The 16935-nt window shown below is 39.4% G+C and carries 21 protein-coding genes and 2 pseudogenes; 16 read left to right on the forward strand and 7 right to left on the reverse strand.

Features of this window, described 5'->3' with window-relative positions; translation table 11 throughout:
• Positions 1-135 precede the first annotated feature (135 nt).
• The 14 genes and pseudogenes from HED67_RS01990 (at position 136) to HED67_RS02050 (ending at position 9664) form a co-directional block, all read left to right on the forward strand.
• Positions 136-948: an alpha/beta fold hydrolase gene (locus HED67_RS01990; protein WP_221717372.1), complete on the forward strand. Its 813-nt coding sequence runs from the start codon at positions 136-138 to the stop codon at positions 946-948.
• A 35-nt stretch (positions 949-983) separates the two neighbouring features.
• Positions 984-1427: a GNAT family N-acetyltransferase gene (locus tag HED67_RS01995; RefSeq protein ID WP_221717373.1), complete on the forward strand. Its 444-nt coding sequence runs from the start codon at positions 984-986 to the stop codon at positions 1425-1427.
• Positions 1428-1570: 143 nt separating this feature from the next.
• On the forward strand, positions 1571-1708 hold the full coding sequence (locus HED67_RS16985; protein WP_246612078.1) for a zinc-ribbon domain-containing protein: 138 nt from the start codon (positions 1571-1573) through the stop codon (positions 1706-1708).
• 60 nt (positions 1709-1768) lie between these two features.
• Positions 1769-2035, forward strand: a complete 267-nt coding sequence (locus HED67_RS17515) for a zinc-ribbon domain-containing protein (RefSeq protein ID WP_260702785.1) — start codon at positions 1769-1771, stop codon at positions 2033-2035.
• A complete protein-coding gene (rsgA, locus tag HED67_RS02005) occupies positions 2032-2622 on the forward strand; it encodes a ribosome small subunit-dependent GTPase A (RefSeq protein WP_221717374.1) in 591 nt (196 codons plus the stop codon). The genes HED67_RS17515 and rsgA overlap by 4 nt, the downstream gene beginning before the upstream one ends.
• A 114-nt stretch (positions 2623-2736) precedes the next feature.
• The gene (locus HED67_RS02010) at positions 2737-3123 is read left to right on the forward strand and encodes a GNAT family N-acetyltransferase (RefSeq protein WP_221717375.1); all 387 of its coding nucleotides are present in this window, start codon (positions 2737-2739) and stop codon (positions 3121-3123) included.
• 201 nt (positions 3124-3324) lie between these two features.
• Entirely contained in the window at positions 3325-4038 is a 714-nt protein-coding gene (locus HED67_RS02015; protein WP_221717376.1) for a lantibiotic protection ABC transporter ATP-binding protein, read from the forward strand.
• Positions 4031-4762, forward strand: coding sequence for a lantibiotic immunity ABC transporter MutE/EpiE family permease subunit (locus HED67_RS02020; protein ID WP_004853398.1), 732 nt, complete (start codon positions 4031-4033; stop codon positions 4760-4762). The genes HED67_RS02015 and HED67_RS02020 overlap by 8 nt, the downstream gene beginning before the upstream one ends.
• Position 4763: 1 nt before the next feature.
• Positions 4764-5504 carry a lantibiotic immunity ABC transporter MutG family permease subunit gene (locus HED67_RS02025; protein WP_005330844.1) on the forward strand — a complete coding sequence of 247 codons (741 nt, stop codon included), beginning with the start codon at positions 4764-4766 and terminating at the stop codon, positions 5502-5504.
• A gap of 14 nt (positions 5505-5518) precedes the next feature.
• Positions 5519-6181 carry a response regulator transcription factor gene (locus HED67_RS02030; RefSeq protein WP_221717377.1) on the forward strand — a complete coding sequence of 221 codons (663 nt, stop codon included), beginning with the start codon at positions 5519-5521 and terminating at the stop codon, positions 6179-6181.
• A complete protein-coding gene (locus HED67_RS02035) occupies positions 6169-7545 on the forward strand; it encodes a sensor histidine kinase (protein ID WP_221717378.1) in 1377 nt (458 codons plus the stop codon). The genes HED67_RS02030 and HED67_RS02035 overlap by 13 nt, the downstream gene beginning before the upstream one ends.
• Positions 7546-7553: 8 nt before the next feature.
• Positions 7554-8054: pseudogene (locus HED67_RS02040) on the forward strand (tyrosine-type recombinase/integrase); the annotation flags it as partial.
• A gap of 264 nt (positions 8055-8318) precedes the next feature.
• Positions 8319-8807, forward strand: a pseudogene (locus HED67_RS02045) (lysine--tRNA ligase); the annotation flags it as partial.
• Between the two features lie 410 nt (positions 8808-9217).
• Positions 9218-9664, forward strand: coding sequence for a hypothetical protein (locus HED67_RS02050; protein WP_005330834.1), 447 nt, complete (start codon positions 9218-9220; stop codon positions 9662-9664).
• 133 nt (positions 9665-9797) lie between these two features.
• On the opposite strand, the gene HED67_RS02055 is transcribed toward HED67_RS02050, so the two are convergent.
• Together HED67_RS02055 and HED67_RS02060 are read right to left on the reverse strand one after the other, a co-directional pair.
• Positions 9798-11096: a tyrosine-type recombinase/integrase gene (locus HED67_RS02055; protein WP_117541451.1), complete on the reverse strand. Its 1299-nt coding sequence runs from the start codon at positions 11094-11096 to the stop codon at positions 9798-9800.
• 87 nt (positions 11097-11183) lie between these two features.
• Positions 11184-11870, reverse strand: a complete 687-nt coding sequence (locus HED67_RS02060; protein WP_160624900.1) for a helix-turn-helix domain-containing protein — start codon at positions 11868-11870, stop codon at positions 11184-11186.
• Positions 11871-12050: 180 nt separating this feature from the next.
• On the opposite strand from HED67_RS02060, the gene HED67_RS02065 reads away from it, so the two are divergent.
• Both HED67_RS02065 and HED67_RS02070 read left to right on the forward strand, forming a co-directional pair.
• Complete coding sequence (locus HED67_RS02065; protein WP_022358410.1) at positions 12051-12266, forward strand: helix-turn-helix domain-containing protein; 216 nt, start codon at positions 12051-12053, stop codon at positions 12264-12266.
• Positions 12267-12513: 247 nt separating this feature from the next.
• A complete protein-coding gene (locus tag HED67_RS02070) occupies positions 12514-13950 on the forward strand; it encodes a MobA/MobL family protein (protein ID WP_117541445.1) in 1437 nt (478 codons plus the stop codon).
• A 72-nt stretch (positions 13951-14022) separates the two neighbouring features.
• Here the strand turns inward: HED67_RS02070 and HED67_RS02075 are convergent, their stop codons facing one another.
• From HED67_RS02075 to HED67_RS02095, 5 genes are all read right to left on the reverse strand, one after another.
• Entirely contained in the window at positions 14023-14220 is a 198-nt protein-coding gene (locus HED67_RS02075) for a nucleic acid-binding protein (protein ID WP_221717379.1), read from the reverse strand.
• Positions 14221-14233: 13 nt separating this feature from the next.
• Positions 14234-14878 (reverse strand): ABC-2 transporter permease, encoded by a 645-nt coding sequence (locus HED67_RS02080; RefSeq protein WP_221717380.1) that lies wholly within the window; start codon positions 14876-14878, stop codon positions 14234-14236.
• Positions 14875-15738, reverse strand: a complete 864-nt coding sequence (locus HED67_RS02085; RefSeq protein WP_117541439.1) for an ABC transporter ATP-binding protein — start codon at positions 15736-15738, stop codon at positions 14875-14877. The genes HED67_RS02080 and HED67_RS02085 overlap by 4 nt, the downstream gene beginning before the upstream one ends.
• Positions 15739-16116 carry a GntR family transcriptional regulator gene (locus HED67_RS02090; protein WP_117541437.1) on the reverse strand — a complete coding sequence of 126 codons (378 nt, stop codon included), beginning with the start codon at positions 16114-16116 and terminating at the stop codon, positions 15739-15741.
• A 131-nt stretch (positions 16117-16247) separates the two neighbouring features.
• Entirely contained in the window at positions 16248-16628 is a 381-nt protein-coding gene (locus tag HED67_RS02095) for a TnpV protein (protein ID WP_117541435.1), read from the reverse strand.
• Positions 16629-16935: the final 307 nt, after the last annotated feature.

Genomic DNA, 16935 nt, shown 5'->3' on the forward strand with positions numbered 1-16935 from the left:
TCTACACAACAAACAAATATATAATAGAAATCTGAAAAGGAAAAAGTCATAGTGTCCTTGACAAAGGGTACACTTTAATTAAATCTCTTAAAACAGGTGAAATCTCAATCGGAAGTTATGGAGGAGAAAACAACAATGAAAGAAAAGACATATCAGACTCGTTGCGGAACAATCCACTACTGGACAAGCATATCAAGCCTGAATGTAATTACCCTTGTTTTTTTGCCGGGATTGACCGTTGACCATAGATTGTTTGATAAGCAGATTCTGTTTTTTGAGAAAAAGTATAATATTGTGGTGTGGGATGCACCGGCACACGCTACCTCATGGCCGTTTCGGTTTGATTTTGATTTGTTCGATAAAGCAAAATGGTTGAACGAAATTTTAAATCAAGAAGAAATCAACAAACCTGTCATTGTTGGACAATCTATGGGTGGATATGTGGGGCAGGCTTATGCACAACTCTATCCAAACCAGTTGAAAGGTTTTGTTTCCATTGACTCTGCACCGTTGCAACGAAAGTATGTGACTGCGGTTGAAATCTGGCTTTTGAAGCGGATGGAACCGGTATATGCTCATTATCCATGGAAGTGGCTACTGAAATCGGGAACGGAAGGTGTTGCCACATCTGTTTATGGCAGAAATTTAATGCGTGAAATGATGCAGGTTTATGACGGTAACCAAAAGCGTTATGCACAAATTGCCGGACATGGCTTTCGTATTTTGGCAGAGGCAATGGAAAAGAATCTGCCGTATGAGCTTAAGTGTCCAGCTTTGTTGATATACGGTACACAGGATCATGCCGGTTCGTGCATACGGTATAACAAAGCGTGGCATAGAAACACGAAAATTCCTTTAACATGGATTGAAGGAGCTGGACATAATTCTAATACAGACAAACCTGAACAGATAAATAGTTTGATAGAAGAATTTGTTACAAATATTTAACAATAGACAACTTCAAGTTTGACGGAGTAATAGATATGAAAATCCGAGAAGTGAATGAGAATAAAAAGCAATTTATAGCATTATTGTTATTAGCTGATGAGCAGGAAAATATGATTGATCGCTATCTTGAAAAAAGTACTATGTATGTACTTGAAGATGGTAATGTAAAAGCTGAATGTGTTGTTACCGATGAAGGTAATGGAATACTTGAAATCAAGAATATCGCAGTCGATCCGAAAAATCAAGGAAAGGGCTATGGCAAAGCACTAATTGATTTTCTTGCCAGTAAATATGCAGATGAATATTCTGTTTTGCAAGTTGGAACAGGTGACAGTCCATTGACGATACCATTTTATGAAAAATGTGGATTTGTCCGTTCTCACAAGATTCCCAATTTCTTTACTGACAATTATGACCACCCAATTTATGAGGGCGGCGTACAGTTGATAGATATGATATATTTGCAAAGATGTTTATAACTTCAAGTTTGCCAACTTGCCCTTTGAGAGAGGAGAAATCCTTTTCTCAAAGGGTTTTTTCTATATTATACGGATATTCGCAAACTACAAGATAAAGCCAAAACTTCATATACTCTAATCACAGAGGAATTGGAGGTTTTGATATGAGTAACAGTTTAGCAGAAGTACACCCGGAGCTTGTTTCGGAGTGGTCGGAGAAGAACTTACCGCTTACACCTGATGACATTACTTTCGGTTCAAATAAAAAAGTATGGTGGAAAGATACTTGCGGTCACGAATGACAGGCAAGCGTTAAGGCTCGTTCCAATGGAGAAAAATGCCCGATATGTTCCGGTGCGAGAGTGATTGCAGGTATTAACGATTTGGCGACGACAGATAATCAGCTTCTCAGTGAATGGGATTATGAACAGAATAAATTGAAGCCGACAGAAGTATCACGAACTTCAGCAAAGAGAGCGTGGTGGAAATGCAGGCACGGTCATTCGTGGAGTATGAAGATAAATGAAAGAACGATATTGAATAAAGGCTGCCGAATTTGTGAGCAAGAATATTTGTCATTGTTTCCTGCTTTGGCTGTCAGCTATGAAAGATGGAGGGACAGCCAATGAGAGAGAAAACCTATCATCTATGGATAGAAAATATTGCAATCGGGGTACCGATTATTGAAACATCTGTAGTAGACAAAGATGGTTTAAGCCAGATTTATCAATATCTTAAGGAATACCATACAGTTGCATTCGTAGGCTCATCAGGCGTAGGAAAGTCCTCTCTAATCAATCATATATTGGGAACAGATCAACTGGAAACTGGAGACCTTCGAAATGATGATAAAGGCAGGCATACCACAACACATAGAGAGCTTTTTATGATATCGGGGAAAGGAATGGTAATAGATACGCCTGGAATGAGAGAACTCGGAATGTGGAGTGCAGAGGATGGAATTGATCATACTTTTTTGGACATTGAAGAACTAACAAGGAAGTGCAGATTCAGCGATTGCTCTCATGAAAACGAGACGGGATGTGCAGTGAGACAGGCTGTGAAGAACGGATTGATTGCAGAAGAACGATATAGAGCGTATATGAAATTAAAAGCAGAGAATGCATACAATAAAAATGCAGTTGATTATCTTGCTGCTAAGAAAAGGAAATTCAAACAGATTGCCAAATTAAATAAACATAATTATAAACAATAAATGAAGAGCCAGACGCAAAAGACGCAGAGCCGCTAATTCTAAAGGATTTGAATTTAGAATTGTGGCTTTTTATATTGCAATACCATGAGTTAAAAAGAAATGGAGAAAAAGAAAATGAAGGAAAATATTATCATTCGATTGGAAAGAGAAAATGAATACCATGAGGTAGAAAATCTGGTAAGGGAGAGTTTCTGGAATGTGTATCGCCCAGGTTGTCTGGAGCATTATGTACTCCATCAGCTTCGCAACGATCCGGCATTTGTTCCAGAATTGGATTTTGTCATGACATTAGATGGACAGTTGATTGGACAGAACATGTTTATGAAGGCTGTGATTGCAGCCGATGATGGCAGAAGTATTCCGATTATGACCATGGGACCGATCTGTATTGCACCGGAGCTTAAAAGGAAGGGGTATGGAAAGATTTTACTGGATTATTCTCTGGAAAAAGCAAAAGAGCTTGGATGCGGAGCAGTATGCTTTGAAGGAGATATTCGGTAAATTAGGACTTCGTATTTGTAACAGCTTTGCTGATTTCAGTGGAAAGCCGAGTTCTGATAATGATATTCAATTGATGGTTTATTCCATACGAGAATAAAAATAGAGTAGACGAATTATTTAGCAATCTTCATCAAATCTTTATTTTTTTCTGTTAGGTTATATTTCAGTAAGAAATGAAATATGGAAGGAAGGATAGTAAAGATGGAAATGATGTTACAGACACAAAATCTATGTAAATATTTTAGAAAACAGAAAGCGGTAAATAGTGTTTCACTTAATATCGAAAAGGGACAGGTTTATGGACTGCTTGGACCGAATGGCGCTGGTAAATCTACCACATTGAAAATGCTGACCGGTATGATGAAACCAACTGCAGGAAAGATTTACTTTGATGGAAAACTTTTGGATAGGAAAGATTTATCAAAAATAGGAGCGTTAATTGAAAATCCGCCTATTTATGAAAATCTTTCCGCCAGAGAGAATTTGAAGGTAAGACAATTATTGCTTGGTACAGATGAAAACAGAATTGATGAGGTCTTGCAGATTGTATCACTTACAAACACCGGAAAGAAGAAAGCAGGACAGTTTTCTTTGGGGATGAAGCAAAGACTAGGCATTGCAATGGCATTGCTTGGAGAACCGGAACTTTTGATATTGGATGAACCTACGAATGGATTAGATCCAATAGGCATCGAGGAATTACGAGAGCTGATCCGGTCTTTTCCGGAACAGGGAATCACTGTAATTCTCTCCAGTCATATTCTCTCAGAGGTACAGTTACTTGCAGATAAAGTCGGGATTATTTCAGGTGGAATCTTAGGATACGAAGGAGCATTAAAGCAGGGAGATAATCTTGAAGATTTGTTTATGAATGTGGTAAGAAAAAACCAGAAAGCAGGTGAAATCCATGGTTAATATTATAAAAGCAGAACATCAAAAAGCCAAAAGAACCATGCGAAAAAAGTTTATCTGGGGATTTCCTCTTCTTACATTTGTCATGGCATTTATATTTACTCTTGGGATGACAAATGCTTATGCAGAAAGTGTTTGGAACTGGTGGTATACACTTTTGCTGCCGGGGATGATTGCTCTATTTTGTTATCTTTCTGTGGCGCAGGAGAAAAAGATAAAATACTATCATTTAATGACTATTCCCACAGACAGAAGAAAATTGTTGCTGGGGAAAATTATTTATATTGGGTACATGATTTTGTTTTCTAATGTGATTGTGTTTGCAGGAGCAACGCTTGGAGGCTTTCTTCTAACGACACATGTTCCAGTTGGAGGAGCGTTGATTGCAGTATTGTTTCTGACGGTTTCTGAGTTATGGGAGATTCCGGTAGCTTTATTTTTAAGTGAACGATTTGGAATGATTGTAAACCTGTTCGTCTGCCTATTTATTACCGTCAGCGGTGTGGTAATATCACAAACCAGAATCTGGTATGTACTTGTTTCTGCAATCCCTATGCGAATGATGTGCCCGTTGCTTCATGTTTTACCAAATGGACTTGCCGCAGAAGCAGGGAATCCTCTTTTGGATACGGGAGTCATTGTTCCGGGAATGTGTCTCTCAATCATCTGGTTTGTTTTTGTAACGGTTCTGTTTTTGAAATGGTTTGAGAGAAGAGAGGTGAAATAAGATGATTGGAAGATCTCTTAATGCAGACTTGCGAAAGATGAAAGGAACATCTGTGATTCTGGCACACTTACTGATTCCGATTATAACCAGCGTTATATTTTTAATATATTACTTTTTTTCACCATGGAATGAAAATATGAAAGTGATTGCATTTTATCAGGCAATAGGAGCAGGACTTCCGGTACTTATTGGAATTTTTACAGCAAGTGTGATGGAACAGGAACAAAATGCAGGTGATTTTCAAAATCTGTTGTCTTTACCGGATAAACCTGCAGCATTTTTATCGAAACTGTTAATGCTACTGGTTTTGTGTCTGTGCTCTATCCTATTGACAGCAATCATATTCGGAATTGGATTTGGAAGAATCGCATCAAGCGATATCGAAATCATGAAAGGATGTATATTTGCAGCATTGCTGCTGTGGGGAAGCAGTGTTCCACTTTATCTGTGGCAGCTGATTCTGGCTTTTCAATTTGGAAAAGGGGTATCCATTGGAGCAGGGATTATATCAGGACTAATTAGTGCATTGATGCTTACCGGACTTGGAGATTATGTGTGGAAATATGTATTTGTCTGCTGGACGGGTAGAGTACCATATACTTATCTGCAATCTGTATTGGGAGAAACTAGTGTAGGTGAATGGTTGTCATTCATACCAGGTTGCTTAATATTTACAGGGATTAGTATGGTATACTATTTTTGGTGGGTAAACCACTGGGAAGGAAACAGAATATCGGAATAGAATCGAGGGAAACTATGGCAAAAATACTGGTAGTTGATGATGAACCGGCAATTTTGGAAATGATAGAAAGCATTTTGAATAAGGATGGACATATGGTTACCAAAGTAAGTAATCCACTGAAACTTAATATGGAAGAATTACATCGTTATGACCTGATTTTACTTGACATTATGATGCCTGGAATTGACGGCTTCGAATTATGCAAAAGAATCAGGGCACTTGTGGATTGTCCGATTTTGTTTCTTACGGCAAAAACGGAGGAAAACAGTCTGGTAAACGGACTTTCTTTAGGAGCAGATGATTATATTTCAAAGCCATTTGGAGTGATGGAACTTCGAGCAAGGATCAATGCACATCTTAGAAGAGAGCACAGGGAACATTCTGTCCGAATGGTTTTAGGGAGAGTCTGCATTCAGATGTCTCAAAAGAAACTGTTGATGGATGATAAAGAACTTCCGTTTACGAAAGCAGAGTACGAAATCTGTGAATTTCTGGCTAAAAACAGAGGACAGGTTTTCTCGAAGGAACAGATATTGGAAGCGGTCTTTGGCTTTGACAATGAGAGTAATGACAGTACTATAATCACGCATATCAAAAATATAAGAGCAAAATTTGCGGATTATGATTATATGCCGATAAAAACAGTCTGGGGGATTGGATATAAATGGGAAGAGTAAAGAGAAGCAATGCACTCAGCAGGATTTTTATGAGATATGTACTGGTCATGCTTGGATCATTAGTTGGTTTGGTGATTGTTGCTTGGCTGCTGCTGTGCCTTTTGATTAGTGTGGGCTGTATTTATCCGGCAAATTATGCAGAGCAAAAGATTAATGAAGCATATGATACGATTCTACGTGCAGATAAAGTGACTGCTGAGATGATTCCCGCACTTTGTGATTATGTAATCTTTTCAGAGAATGGAGAGAAAATAGGTGGAGATCTGTCAGAACAATACGAACAGATAGCATGGAATGTTGCAAAGTACGGAAACGCATCCGGGAAATATTTTTATAAAGTAATTGTAAGGGAAAATGAATATGTTGTATTGCAATATCGCCTGACACCTCAATATCATTCAGCTTTTTTGAGGGAGCATTTTATAGAACCACAGAATGTGATGAGTATTATGTCTGTGATTGGAGCGGTAGCGATTATCATCATTCCGTCCATACGTTTTGGAAAAAGAATCAAAAAGCAGATGCAGCCTGTATTAGACGCAATCGGACAAATAAAGGATCAAAATCTGGAATATGAGACATCCTGTTCCGGTATCAAAGAGTTTGATGACTGTTTATCGGCAATCAATGATATGCGAGATGCATTGCGAGAATCTTTAGAAAAGCAGTGGAAAACAGAGCAGGAAAAGAAACAGCAGATGTCTGCTTTGGCACATGATATTAAAACACCTCTTACGATTGTACGGGGAAATGCAGAACTACTTTCAGAGACTGAACTGACCACAGAACAGAAGAAAAATATCACTTATGTTTTGAACGGCACAACACAGATACAAAGTTATGTAAAACAGTTGATAGATGTCACAAAATCATGGAATTGCAGTGATGTTACCTATACAACGGTGAGGTTAGAAGATTTTTTCGCAGATATAAAGGAACAGGCACTCGGACTGGTAGAAATCTATCACCAGAAGATAGATTGGAAGGCGGAACAAAGTGATAAAAAGGTAACGATTGCTTATAATCCAATGTTCCGAGCCGTAATGAATGTGATTCAGAATGCAGTGGAGCATACAAAAGAAAATGGAATCATTTATATTGACGCAAAGGAGCAGGATGACCGGCTGACATTCATTGTGGAGGATAACGGATCAGGATTTACAAAAGAAGCATTATTGCATGGCACAGAGCAGTTTTTTATGGATGACACAAGTAGAAATGGCGAAGCCCATTATGGGATTGGGCTTTTTTTCGCAAAAACTGTGGCTGAAAAATATGGCGGAGGGATTAAACTTTCAAGTTCTGAAAATACAGGTGGGGCGAGGGTAGAAATATTTTTCCTGAGTAGTCAGGAAACAAGCTAAATAGACCGCAATTAAGCTATGATTCATACAAATGTGAGTTCAGAGTTTCGTTGCCAAAAACAGAAGCAGGAAATCGTAGAATACCAATGATGCAACAGGTATATGATGTGCTTCAGGAAGAATATGACAGGCAGAAGCAGGAAGGCTTTTGCACAGAGAATGTAGATGGTATGACCAATTTTGTTTTTACTAATCGTTTCGGAATGCCTCACAATCCAGCGGCAGTCAATCGTGCAATTAAGAGAATCGTGGATACCCATAATTCTGAGGAAGAGGTGGCTGCTAAAAAAGAGAAGAGAGAACCTATTATGATTCCAAGATTCTCTTGTCATATTTTCAGACACACATTTGCATCTAGGTTTTGCGAAAATGAAACCAACATCAAAGTAATTCAAGAGGTAATGGGACATGCAGATGTATCGACAACTATGAATATCTATGCGGAAGCAAATCCCGATGTTACCAAATCAGTAATTGAGAAATTATCAAAAAATATGGATATTTTTTAGAAAAGAGTCCTGTGATTGGATCTTTAGAAGATTGAGAAAATATCTATTCATACTGAACAAAATGTGTTAAAATATCTTATGTTTAATGTGCTGATAAATTAAGCACATGCGACAAATTAAAAAGACGTATTTTAAATGAAAAGACATCTTTTAGACGTATAAATGCTCACAAAACGTCTAAGAGTAGTTAAGTATATGAAAAGCTCAAATGTCGATTTTACAAGCATTTGCAAGGATGAGGATAAGCTTATAACGGAAGCAAAAAAATTCCCGACAATGAAGTCACTGGACGCTGATAAGAAAGCAAATAAGGCATCTGAGAGCAAAGCAGTAGAAAATTGCGACCAGATTGCGACCGTTGAAGAAAAAATTGATTTCTCTAATGTAAAGATTGAGCCTTTATTTGAGGAAGAAGTTGATTTTGATACATTCAGCAAATCAGATTTCAGAGCTGTAAAGGTTAAAGAGTGTGTTGCAGTACCAAAGTCAAAGAAACTCCTTCAGTTCACTCTTGATGACGGAACAGGCACAGATTGTACTATTTTAAGCGGTATTCACGCTTATTACGAGTCGGAAGAACTGGTTGGTAAGACACTGATCGCCATCACAAACCTTCCACCGAGAAAGATGATGGGCATTGAATCTTGTGGTATGTTACTTTCAGCAGTCAATAATCTGAAAGACTCAGAAGATGAAGAACTGCATCTGATCATGGTTGATAACCACATTCCAGCAGGTGCAAAGCTCTATTAAGATGAGAAAACTGAGCCTTGCGGCGGTGTGCGCTTGCGAACACCGACATAAGGCGAAAAACACACGGAGACGCCAGTCGACGTGATGTATGGATGTACCGTTTCACTAAAATGACGGGATATACTTCATTTAGTCAAAACCATATAAAACAGTGATTTACATCAAACTTACATCAATTGATGCAAAATTAAGTGCAAGCAAGAAAAAATCGCATAATTTGGAACATCAGCAGGAAAACAAGCACGAGCAAAGCGAGTATTTGTTTTCACCTGATGTGACAACGACAAAATCAAGGAGTGCGAAGCACGGCAACGGCAAAGCCGTTGGATTTTGGAGTGATAAATGAGGGGGCAATTCCAATCGGAGTTGCCCATTTTTAAAACAAACAGAAATACAAATCAGAGTTTGTGATGGTAGATAATATGGAATGGTTTAATGTTTTTGGGCTGATTTTTATTGCAGTCATTATGATACCCAATGTTGTATTTGCGATTAAGTGCAAAGATGGATTTGATAATAAGTGGAACAATAAATATGTTGAGGTCACAGAACAAGTAGGGAGATTGGGTTGTTTCGGATTCATGATAATCAATATTCCGGGAACTTGGTTCGGGTGGTGGTCTGACGAAGCATTTGCACTATATCTGATTGTAGATACCATATTGGTAATGCTTTATTGTGCTATTTGGATTATATGTTTTAAGAAAAACAGCGTTTTCAGAGCATTAGCACTTTCTATTATTCCTTCAATGTTGTTCTTATTTAGTGGGATTATGAGTAGGTCAGTGCTATTGATTATTGCATCAGTATTATTTGCACCAAGTCATATTGTGATTTCATATAAAAATGTAAAATGATATTTACAAATTCAAGTTTATCTATTCAATCCTCTATAAACCCTGTATTTTCAAGGCATATCGCCTATTAAATGTTCAAACCTTATGTATTTTCCCTTGTTTTTGCCCTTATGAGCCGAAACAAGGGAAATTTTTATTCTCCGCCGATTACCTTATCCAGCAGTCTTGCGGAAGTACGCTTCGCTTCCCTTGTAGCGTGAGCGTAAATGTTCATTGTGGTACTGACATCAGCGTGTCCGAGAAGTTCCTGCACATCTTTAGGTGCTGCACCGTTTGAAAGCAGATTGCTTGTATAGGTGTGTCTGAGCATATGAAAGTGGAAATCCTCCAATCCCTCCACCTTTTTTCTCGCTGTCCTGCACATAATCCCCACCGTACTCGGTGCTTCAAATGCCCCATCAGGTCTAAGGCAGACAAAGGATAATTCCTTGTACCCCTCTGGGACTTCCTCCGACCTCGGCAGACTGTAAACCTCATAATAGGTGCGGTCTTTTTCTTTGACCTCCAAATAGTAATTAAGGCTGTACAGTTCCCCGTATCGAAAACGGTTTTTGTGCTGTTCTGTTTTCGCAGTTTTCAGGATTGCGGCAAGCGTATCGCAAAAGTCCACGGTGCGGATTTTTTTACGCTTTGTTGCCCCTATTTCTGTTTTGTGCCTTGCCCCGTTGTAACGCATACTGCGGCGTACTGTCAGATATTGTTCTTCAAGGTTAATGTCCTGCCAAGTCAGACCACAGACCTCTCCAATACGCAAACCTGTATAATAGGCTATCTGTATAGGAAGAAGTGCAGGATTGTTTTTCTTTTTCAGGAAGTCCTCTAATCTCTGATACTGTTCGTAGCTGAGCGTTGGTGTGGAGGCAGTTTCTCCGTCCTCGTCCGAGAACAGTTCGCATTCTTCTTTCTTTCCTCGCCATACCACATACTGCATCGGGTTAAAGGTTATCAGTCTTTTCGGGAATACCGCAAAACGGAACGCCCCTTGTAAAACAGCCGAAAACAATCGGAGATACCCTTTGCTGAGTGCCTTTGCGGTTGTACCGTCAGGATTTGTACCGCCAAAGCTGAGAAAGTCTATATACGCCTGTAAATGGTCGGCGGTTACGGTTTTCAGCTTTCGGTTTCCTATCGGGTGCTGTTTGATACGGTTGACCGTTCCCTGATAGGACATTACCGTACCATTGCTGAGATTGCCGGGTTTCAGTTCTTCCTCCACCCACAGATCGAGCAGCATACCAACTGTGATGTTTTCAGACTTCGCAACGAATTTCTTTTCCTCATAGTCAGCGATTGCTTTTCTGAGCAGGGCTTCTGTTTCAGACTTGCTTTCTGTTCCCACAAACTCTTTCTGTACTTTTCTGCCGCTTTCATCTTCGATATAGAAGCGTGCGTACCACTTTTTACCTTTTTTTCTTACAGAACCTTTTGCCATAGATAAATTTCTCCTTTCTATCCGTGGCAATCGGGACTGTGACATATGGTGTGCGTAAAGTAATAGTGTCACTTATGCCGATGAATGTCAATCGGCATTTTCACTTGTCAAAGTGCCACGGAATTTTTCTTTTTCAGCAACCCTTTCTTCGGCTGCTGTCACTATCCCGAACAGGTCGCCCATCTTTACAGCGGTGCGTCCCTCATCGTAGATATGTAAAATCCCATCTAAAAACTGCTTCATATTCTCGATAGGAAGTTCCATTTCTTTACGGTAAACCCTTTCCATAATCGCCCCTGACTCAATCGCATAGCGGCGTAAGGACTGCTTTAAGCCCTCGTCCTCCGCTACACGGTCAACCTCAGCCATTGCGTCTGCAAAGTGATAAGTCATAACCGTATAGAGGTCAATCATCTTTCCGAGGAATGTGGTAAGCAGTTGTTGGTGCGGTTCTCCCTTTACCACAGAAGAAACCGTATCAAGATATTTTTTGATATGTTCCTCCATATCCCTTGCACATAAAGTGCGGCTGTCATATTCCTTATCTTCGGAAAGTCCTGTCAGCCATTCGGGAGTGGTCAGGAGTGCTTCTGCCAGCCCGTTGATAATCATTGTACGCTTCGGGTCTACTCCGTCCGCTTCATATCTTTGAATGGTAGATTTGTTTACCCCGACACGCTTACCAAGTTCGGGCATTGTTAAGTTTAATTCTGTTCGGCGTTCTTTCACTCGTTCACCGACCTGTTTTGCGGTGAATGTAATTTCTTTTTTCAAGGCTTTCACCTCCTATTGCTGATAGTATAGCACAGAAAAACCTATTTTGCAACCATAAATTTAATAATAGACAAAAATATTTCTTAATAAGTTGCAAAACGAGTTGACAGGAGGTATCAAAATAAGTATAATTACAGATACATAGTTGCAAAATGCGTGTTTTGAAAGGAGGCTGATAAAATGGGCAACATCAAAATGGGTTTAACCATAGAAGAAGCAGCAGAATGTACGGGTATCGGAAGAAATACAATGCGTAAGTTGGTAGACTGGGGCAAACTTCCCGTCCTCAAGGTCGGAAGAAAAGCGATTATCCGCAGGGATACTTTAGAGCGATTTATGAGCGTCAATCAGGGAAGAAACCTGCTGAATGAAAACGATGTCCGCAAAGTAGAATAACCATTCTCCAAGCCCTCGGCGTTTGAGAGCGAAATACACCCCTCGCACAAATCTTCGATTTGTACTCTGGGTATTTCGCCCTTGCAGGGGGCACTGTACCATCGCTTCGGGCAATGCACCGCCGCTATGATACAGAAGAAAACAGCCCGCTGTTTTCTTCGCTGTCCGTCTGCTTACGCCGCCGAAACAGCGGCAACCGATTTCTCGGTTGCAAAAAGAGTATGCCCGTCACGGGAGGAAGGAGTATATGGCAAGACATTCATTTATACAGATGTCGAAGCTATCCAATGTCAAGGGAAGAATATCCTATATCACAAGCCACGCAAAGCAGGAAAACCTTTATGCCACCTACCGCACCGCCGACAATGAATTTTGGAGTAACCTTGCAAGGGAAAGCCAGCAGGAGTTTAAGCGGAGCGGCACAGAGGGCAAATGTATCGAAGCAAGGGAATTGATTATCGCCCTGCCCGAAGTTTATACAAGATACGAGCCGCAGGAAGTCCTTGAAGATTTTACGGAGGAGTTCCGCAAGAGATATGGTGTGGAGTGCGTGTCAGCCCTCCACCACAACAAACGCAAAACCAATTATCATATCCATCTTATCTTCAGCGAAAGAAAACTGCTTCCTGAGCCTGACATCAAGAGAGCCACACGCAGCGTGTTCTATGATGAAACGGGCAAAAGGGTACGCACCAAGAAAGAAATCACAGGGGAGGACGGGCAGATACGCAAAGGCTGTACCGTCATTAAAAAGGGCGAGGTTTACGAAAGCCACCTCTTTACCGTGAAAGATGATAAATTCAAAAGCGAGCCTTTTCTTCGGGAGATAAAAGAGATTTACACCGACCTTATCAATCGGCATATCTCCGATCCCGAACAGCAGTTAAAGGTATTTGATAAGAACAGCGTTTATCTTCCCACCAAGAAAATCGGCAAGAACAATCCCAAAGCCGCCGAGATTGAAGCGGACAATACCGCAAGGCAGGAATGGAACAGGACAGCGGATATGGCGTTGTTATCGGGTATTTCCGAAGCAAAGATTTTAGAAGTCAAGCAGACCGAGATACACGAAAAAGCAAGCCAGTCAATTAAAAGCAAAGGCTGGCTTCCTAATCTGTTCCGTGGGATTGTGGCAAAGGCAAAAGATTTTCTGCAAAACCTTATTCGGGAAAAGGATATGCCACCCAAGCCTACACTTGATATTGATATGGCAGAGTTCCGTCATATGCGAAATCTGATGATAAAAGTACAGGATAAGGCAAAGGAAATTAAAAACTTGCAGGACAAAGTTCTGCCGCACTTGAAACAGCAGCTTGCTGATACAAAGGGGCTTTTCAAAGGTAAAGAACGAAAAGCGTTGGAGGTAAAAATCAAAGAAACCGAAGTGGAAATTGCCGACAGGCTGGATAAAATCCCCGATACACTCAAAGCGGACGGTTATCCTGATGTGCAGGTATTTATGCGTACTTTCCGAGAAATGGAAAGCGTTGTAGAGCAGTACAACCGTGACCTTGCCGAGTGGGAATACCAAGTCAGCAGGAAGCCGACAGCTGCCACTAAAGAACAGCACAGACCGCCCGAAAGGCAGAGCGTGTTAAAACATCTGCGTGAGATACAGGAACGCAACAAGCAGCAACCACCGCAAAGACAGTATAAAAAATCCATTGACAGAGATAGCAGGTAGCATTGAAAAACCGTCGTTACGGTTTTACCCATAGCGGCGGCGTACATAACATTATCGTAGAAAAAGAAGGGATTAGTTTAATCTATCCAAATCTTCAAGATAAATAGACACTTCTCCACATTCAGGGCAAATGGCTATTTTAGGCTTTCCTATTCGACCACCAAATAACTTGTTTTCATCAGATGATAAAACAATTCCATATCCCGCCCCTTCAATTTTTACAGCACAATTTTCTTTCATTTCACATCCACATCTGATACACTTTCTCATTTCTTACTCCTAACTATATATATTTTTTTCTGAAAAACAAGTTTGACAGTACAAAAGACAACCCGCATATTGCAACAACAGAAACTCCTGCAATAGCAATGCTTACTTCAAAATTCTCTACAACAAACCACATAATTGAATTATTTGTTGCCTTAGTCCATAAGCCCAAAACAACAAGCAGTATAATTAAGATAAACATTGTCGCAAATCCAGCATTAACACCTAACGAGCAATTTGATGGCAAAACAAATGCCAAAAACAATAATGTCAGTGCAAATGAAGCACAGGACATAAAGAGATAAAAACCATATGCATATTGTGGAAACAGAATATATGAGGCAGAATTTACAATGAGTGCAACCACAAAGCCAATTAAGGACAAAATACCCGCACAAGCATATCTGCTGCATACAATCTGTTTTTTAGATACAGGAAGTGATACAGCATATTTCCCCCATTTCCATTGCTCGTCACAAGTTGTTAGGGAGATAATCATTGACATTATTTCAATAGGAATGAGTAAAAAACTGATATATATTGTTCCGCTTTTTTCCAATATGAACATTAACGCAATAATAATGGCTATATCCATAATCACACGAGGTAAGCCATATTTCTTTTTAATTGTAAGAAAATCCTTTGTTAATAGCCCTTTCATTTCATTTCCCCCTTTACATAGAAAAGCATAATTTCTTCGATTGCGGCTGGAACAACAATCGCTTTTGGATATTTTTTCTCGGCAATGTGACGGTCTTTTACAAGCACTTTGTATTGATAATCCTCTTTCCTATAAGCGATTATCTCTGATTTATCTAAGTTGTCAAAAACCATAGCACCACAACTCATTACACCGTAATTATCAACTAATTCGTCTTTTGAGTGGGTGAAAACCAATTTCCCCTTATGAATAAAAGTAATATAATCTGCCACTTTTTCTAAATCGCTTATGATATGAGAAGATACCAATACCGAATGATTTTCGTCTTGAACAAAGTCAATCAAAATATCTAAAATGTCATCTCTGATAATAGGGTCAAGACCACTTGTTGCTTCGTCCAAAATTAAAAGTTCTGCTTTGTGCGAAAGTGCCACAGCAAAAGCCAACTTAACTTTCATACCTTTAGAAAAATCCTTTACCCTTTTATCAGCAGGAAGTTCAAACTTCGAGAGATAATTGACATAAGTATTTCGTTCCCATTTTGAATATATTCCCGACATATATGTTCCAATTTCATTTGGTGTAAATATATCTGGGAAATGGTTTTCATCAAATACAACGCCTATTTTGTCTTTGATTTCAATTTCTTCAGAGAGATAATCCTTTCCGAAAATTTCAATATTTCCATCTGTCTTTGATATTTCATTAAGAATACAGTTAATAGTTGTTGATTTTCCTGCACCATTTTCTCCAATCAGTCCCATAATTACGCCTTTAGGTACAGTGAAGGTCAATTTATCAAGAACGAAATCACCGTAATCTTTTGTCAAACCTTTAACTTCTAAAATATTTTCGCTCATTTATTCGTCCTCCTGATATAAAAGTGTCAGTAAATTGATTAGTTTATCAAGTGATATTCCACTTGCCCTTGCCACTTCGATTGCGTCTGTAAAGTGTTCCTCTATCTTCTTTTGTTGTTCCTCAAGATAAAAGTCCTGATTTTGTGCCGATACATAGCACCCTTTACCAGCTGTTGACTCTATAAATCCATCTTCTTGTAATGTGGCATAAGCTTTTTGTACCGTTAAAATACTAATGTGCAAGGACTTTGCCAATGACCTTACAGACGGAATGGCTTCACCTGTTTTCAATTCACCACTCATAATTGCCGCCTTGATTTGTGTAGAAATTTGTTCGTACAAAGGTCGGCTTGCCTTATTGCTTACAACAATATCCAAAATTCCACCGCCATTCTGTTACTTGCTATTATATAGTGTATTACATCTACAAGTACAGTATATAATAGTTGTGCCTTATTGTCAAGGGCAAGAATAAAGCGACAGAGATTTCTCCCTGCCGCTCTAATCTTTTATGTGTATATAATTTCTCTATTGATTATTTCTCTTGCCCTTGCCTGTATCTCGTTCATTCTTACAACCCACAACATCGGGTTTTCCGCTTTGAGTTGCTCAGTCACACCTTCCTTGTCAGCCATTTGCTCAACCAATCGGAACATCATATCCATTGCCTGTTCGTCAATATCAGCAAGATAACCGTTCAATTTTCCGCTTGTGAGCAGCGTGGTGTAAACTGCTCGTTTATGTTCCTGTAAATAGCGTTTGTACCGCTGTCCCCATAAGCCGATAAACTTGTGTTCTTTTTCGGTTGGTAAAGTAATGCAAGGAATATAATAATCTCCCTGCAACTCATACCATAAACCGTTGCTTTCATCATAAATATACTTGTCCATTAAAAAATCCTCCGTTATAATATATTCGCACATATGTCACAGTTCTCCGATTGCCACACTCTGTTATATCTTGTTATGAGATTTTCTTGCCCTTGATTTTGCCCTTATAAGTAGGCAGGGAAAGAGTAAACTTGTGTGAAATCATATAAAAGGATAAGGTGAACACATTGCGATAAATCCTTTATTTTCAAGGCTTTTGGAGGATTTTATTGATAACCTATGGAGAGCAATATAAAATGTACCCTATAGATTGGACAGTTTGAGTTTTTAAAACCCTTACCATTAGACAGTAAGTTTTAATGAAAAC

Origin of the sequence: Pseudocoprococcus catus, from assembly GCF_019734885.1 — a bacterium.
Taxonomy (GTDB): domain Bacteria; phylum Bacillota; class Clostridia; order Lachnospirales; family Lachnospiraceae; genus Coprococcus_A; species Coprococcus_A catus.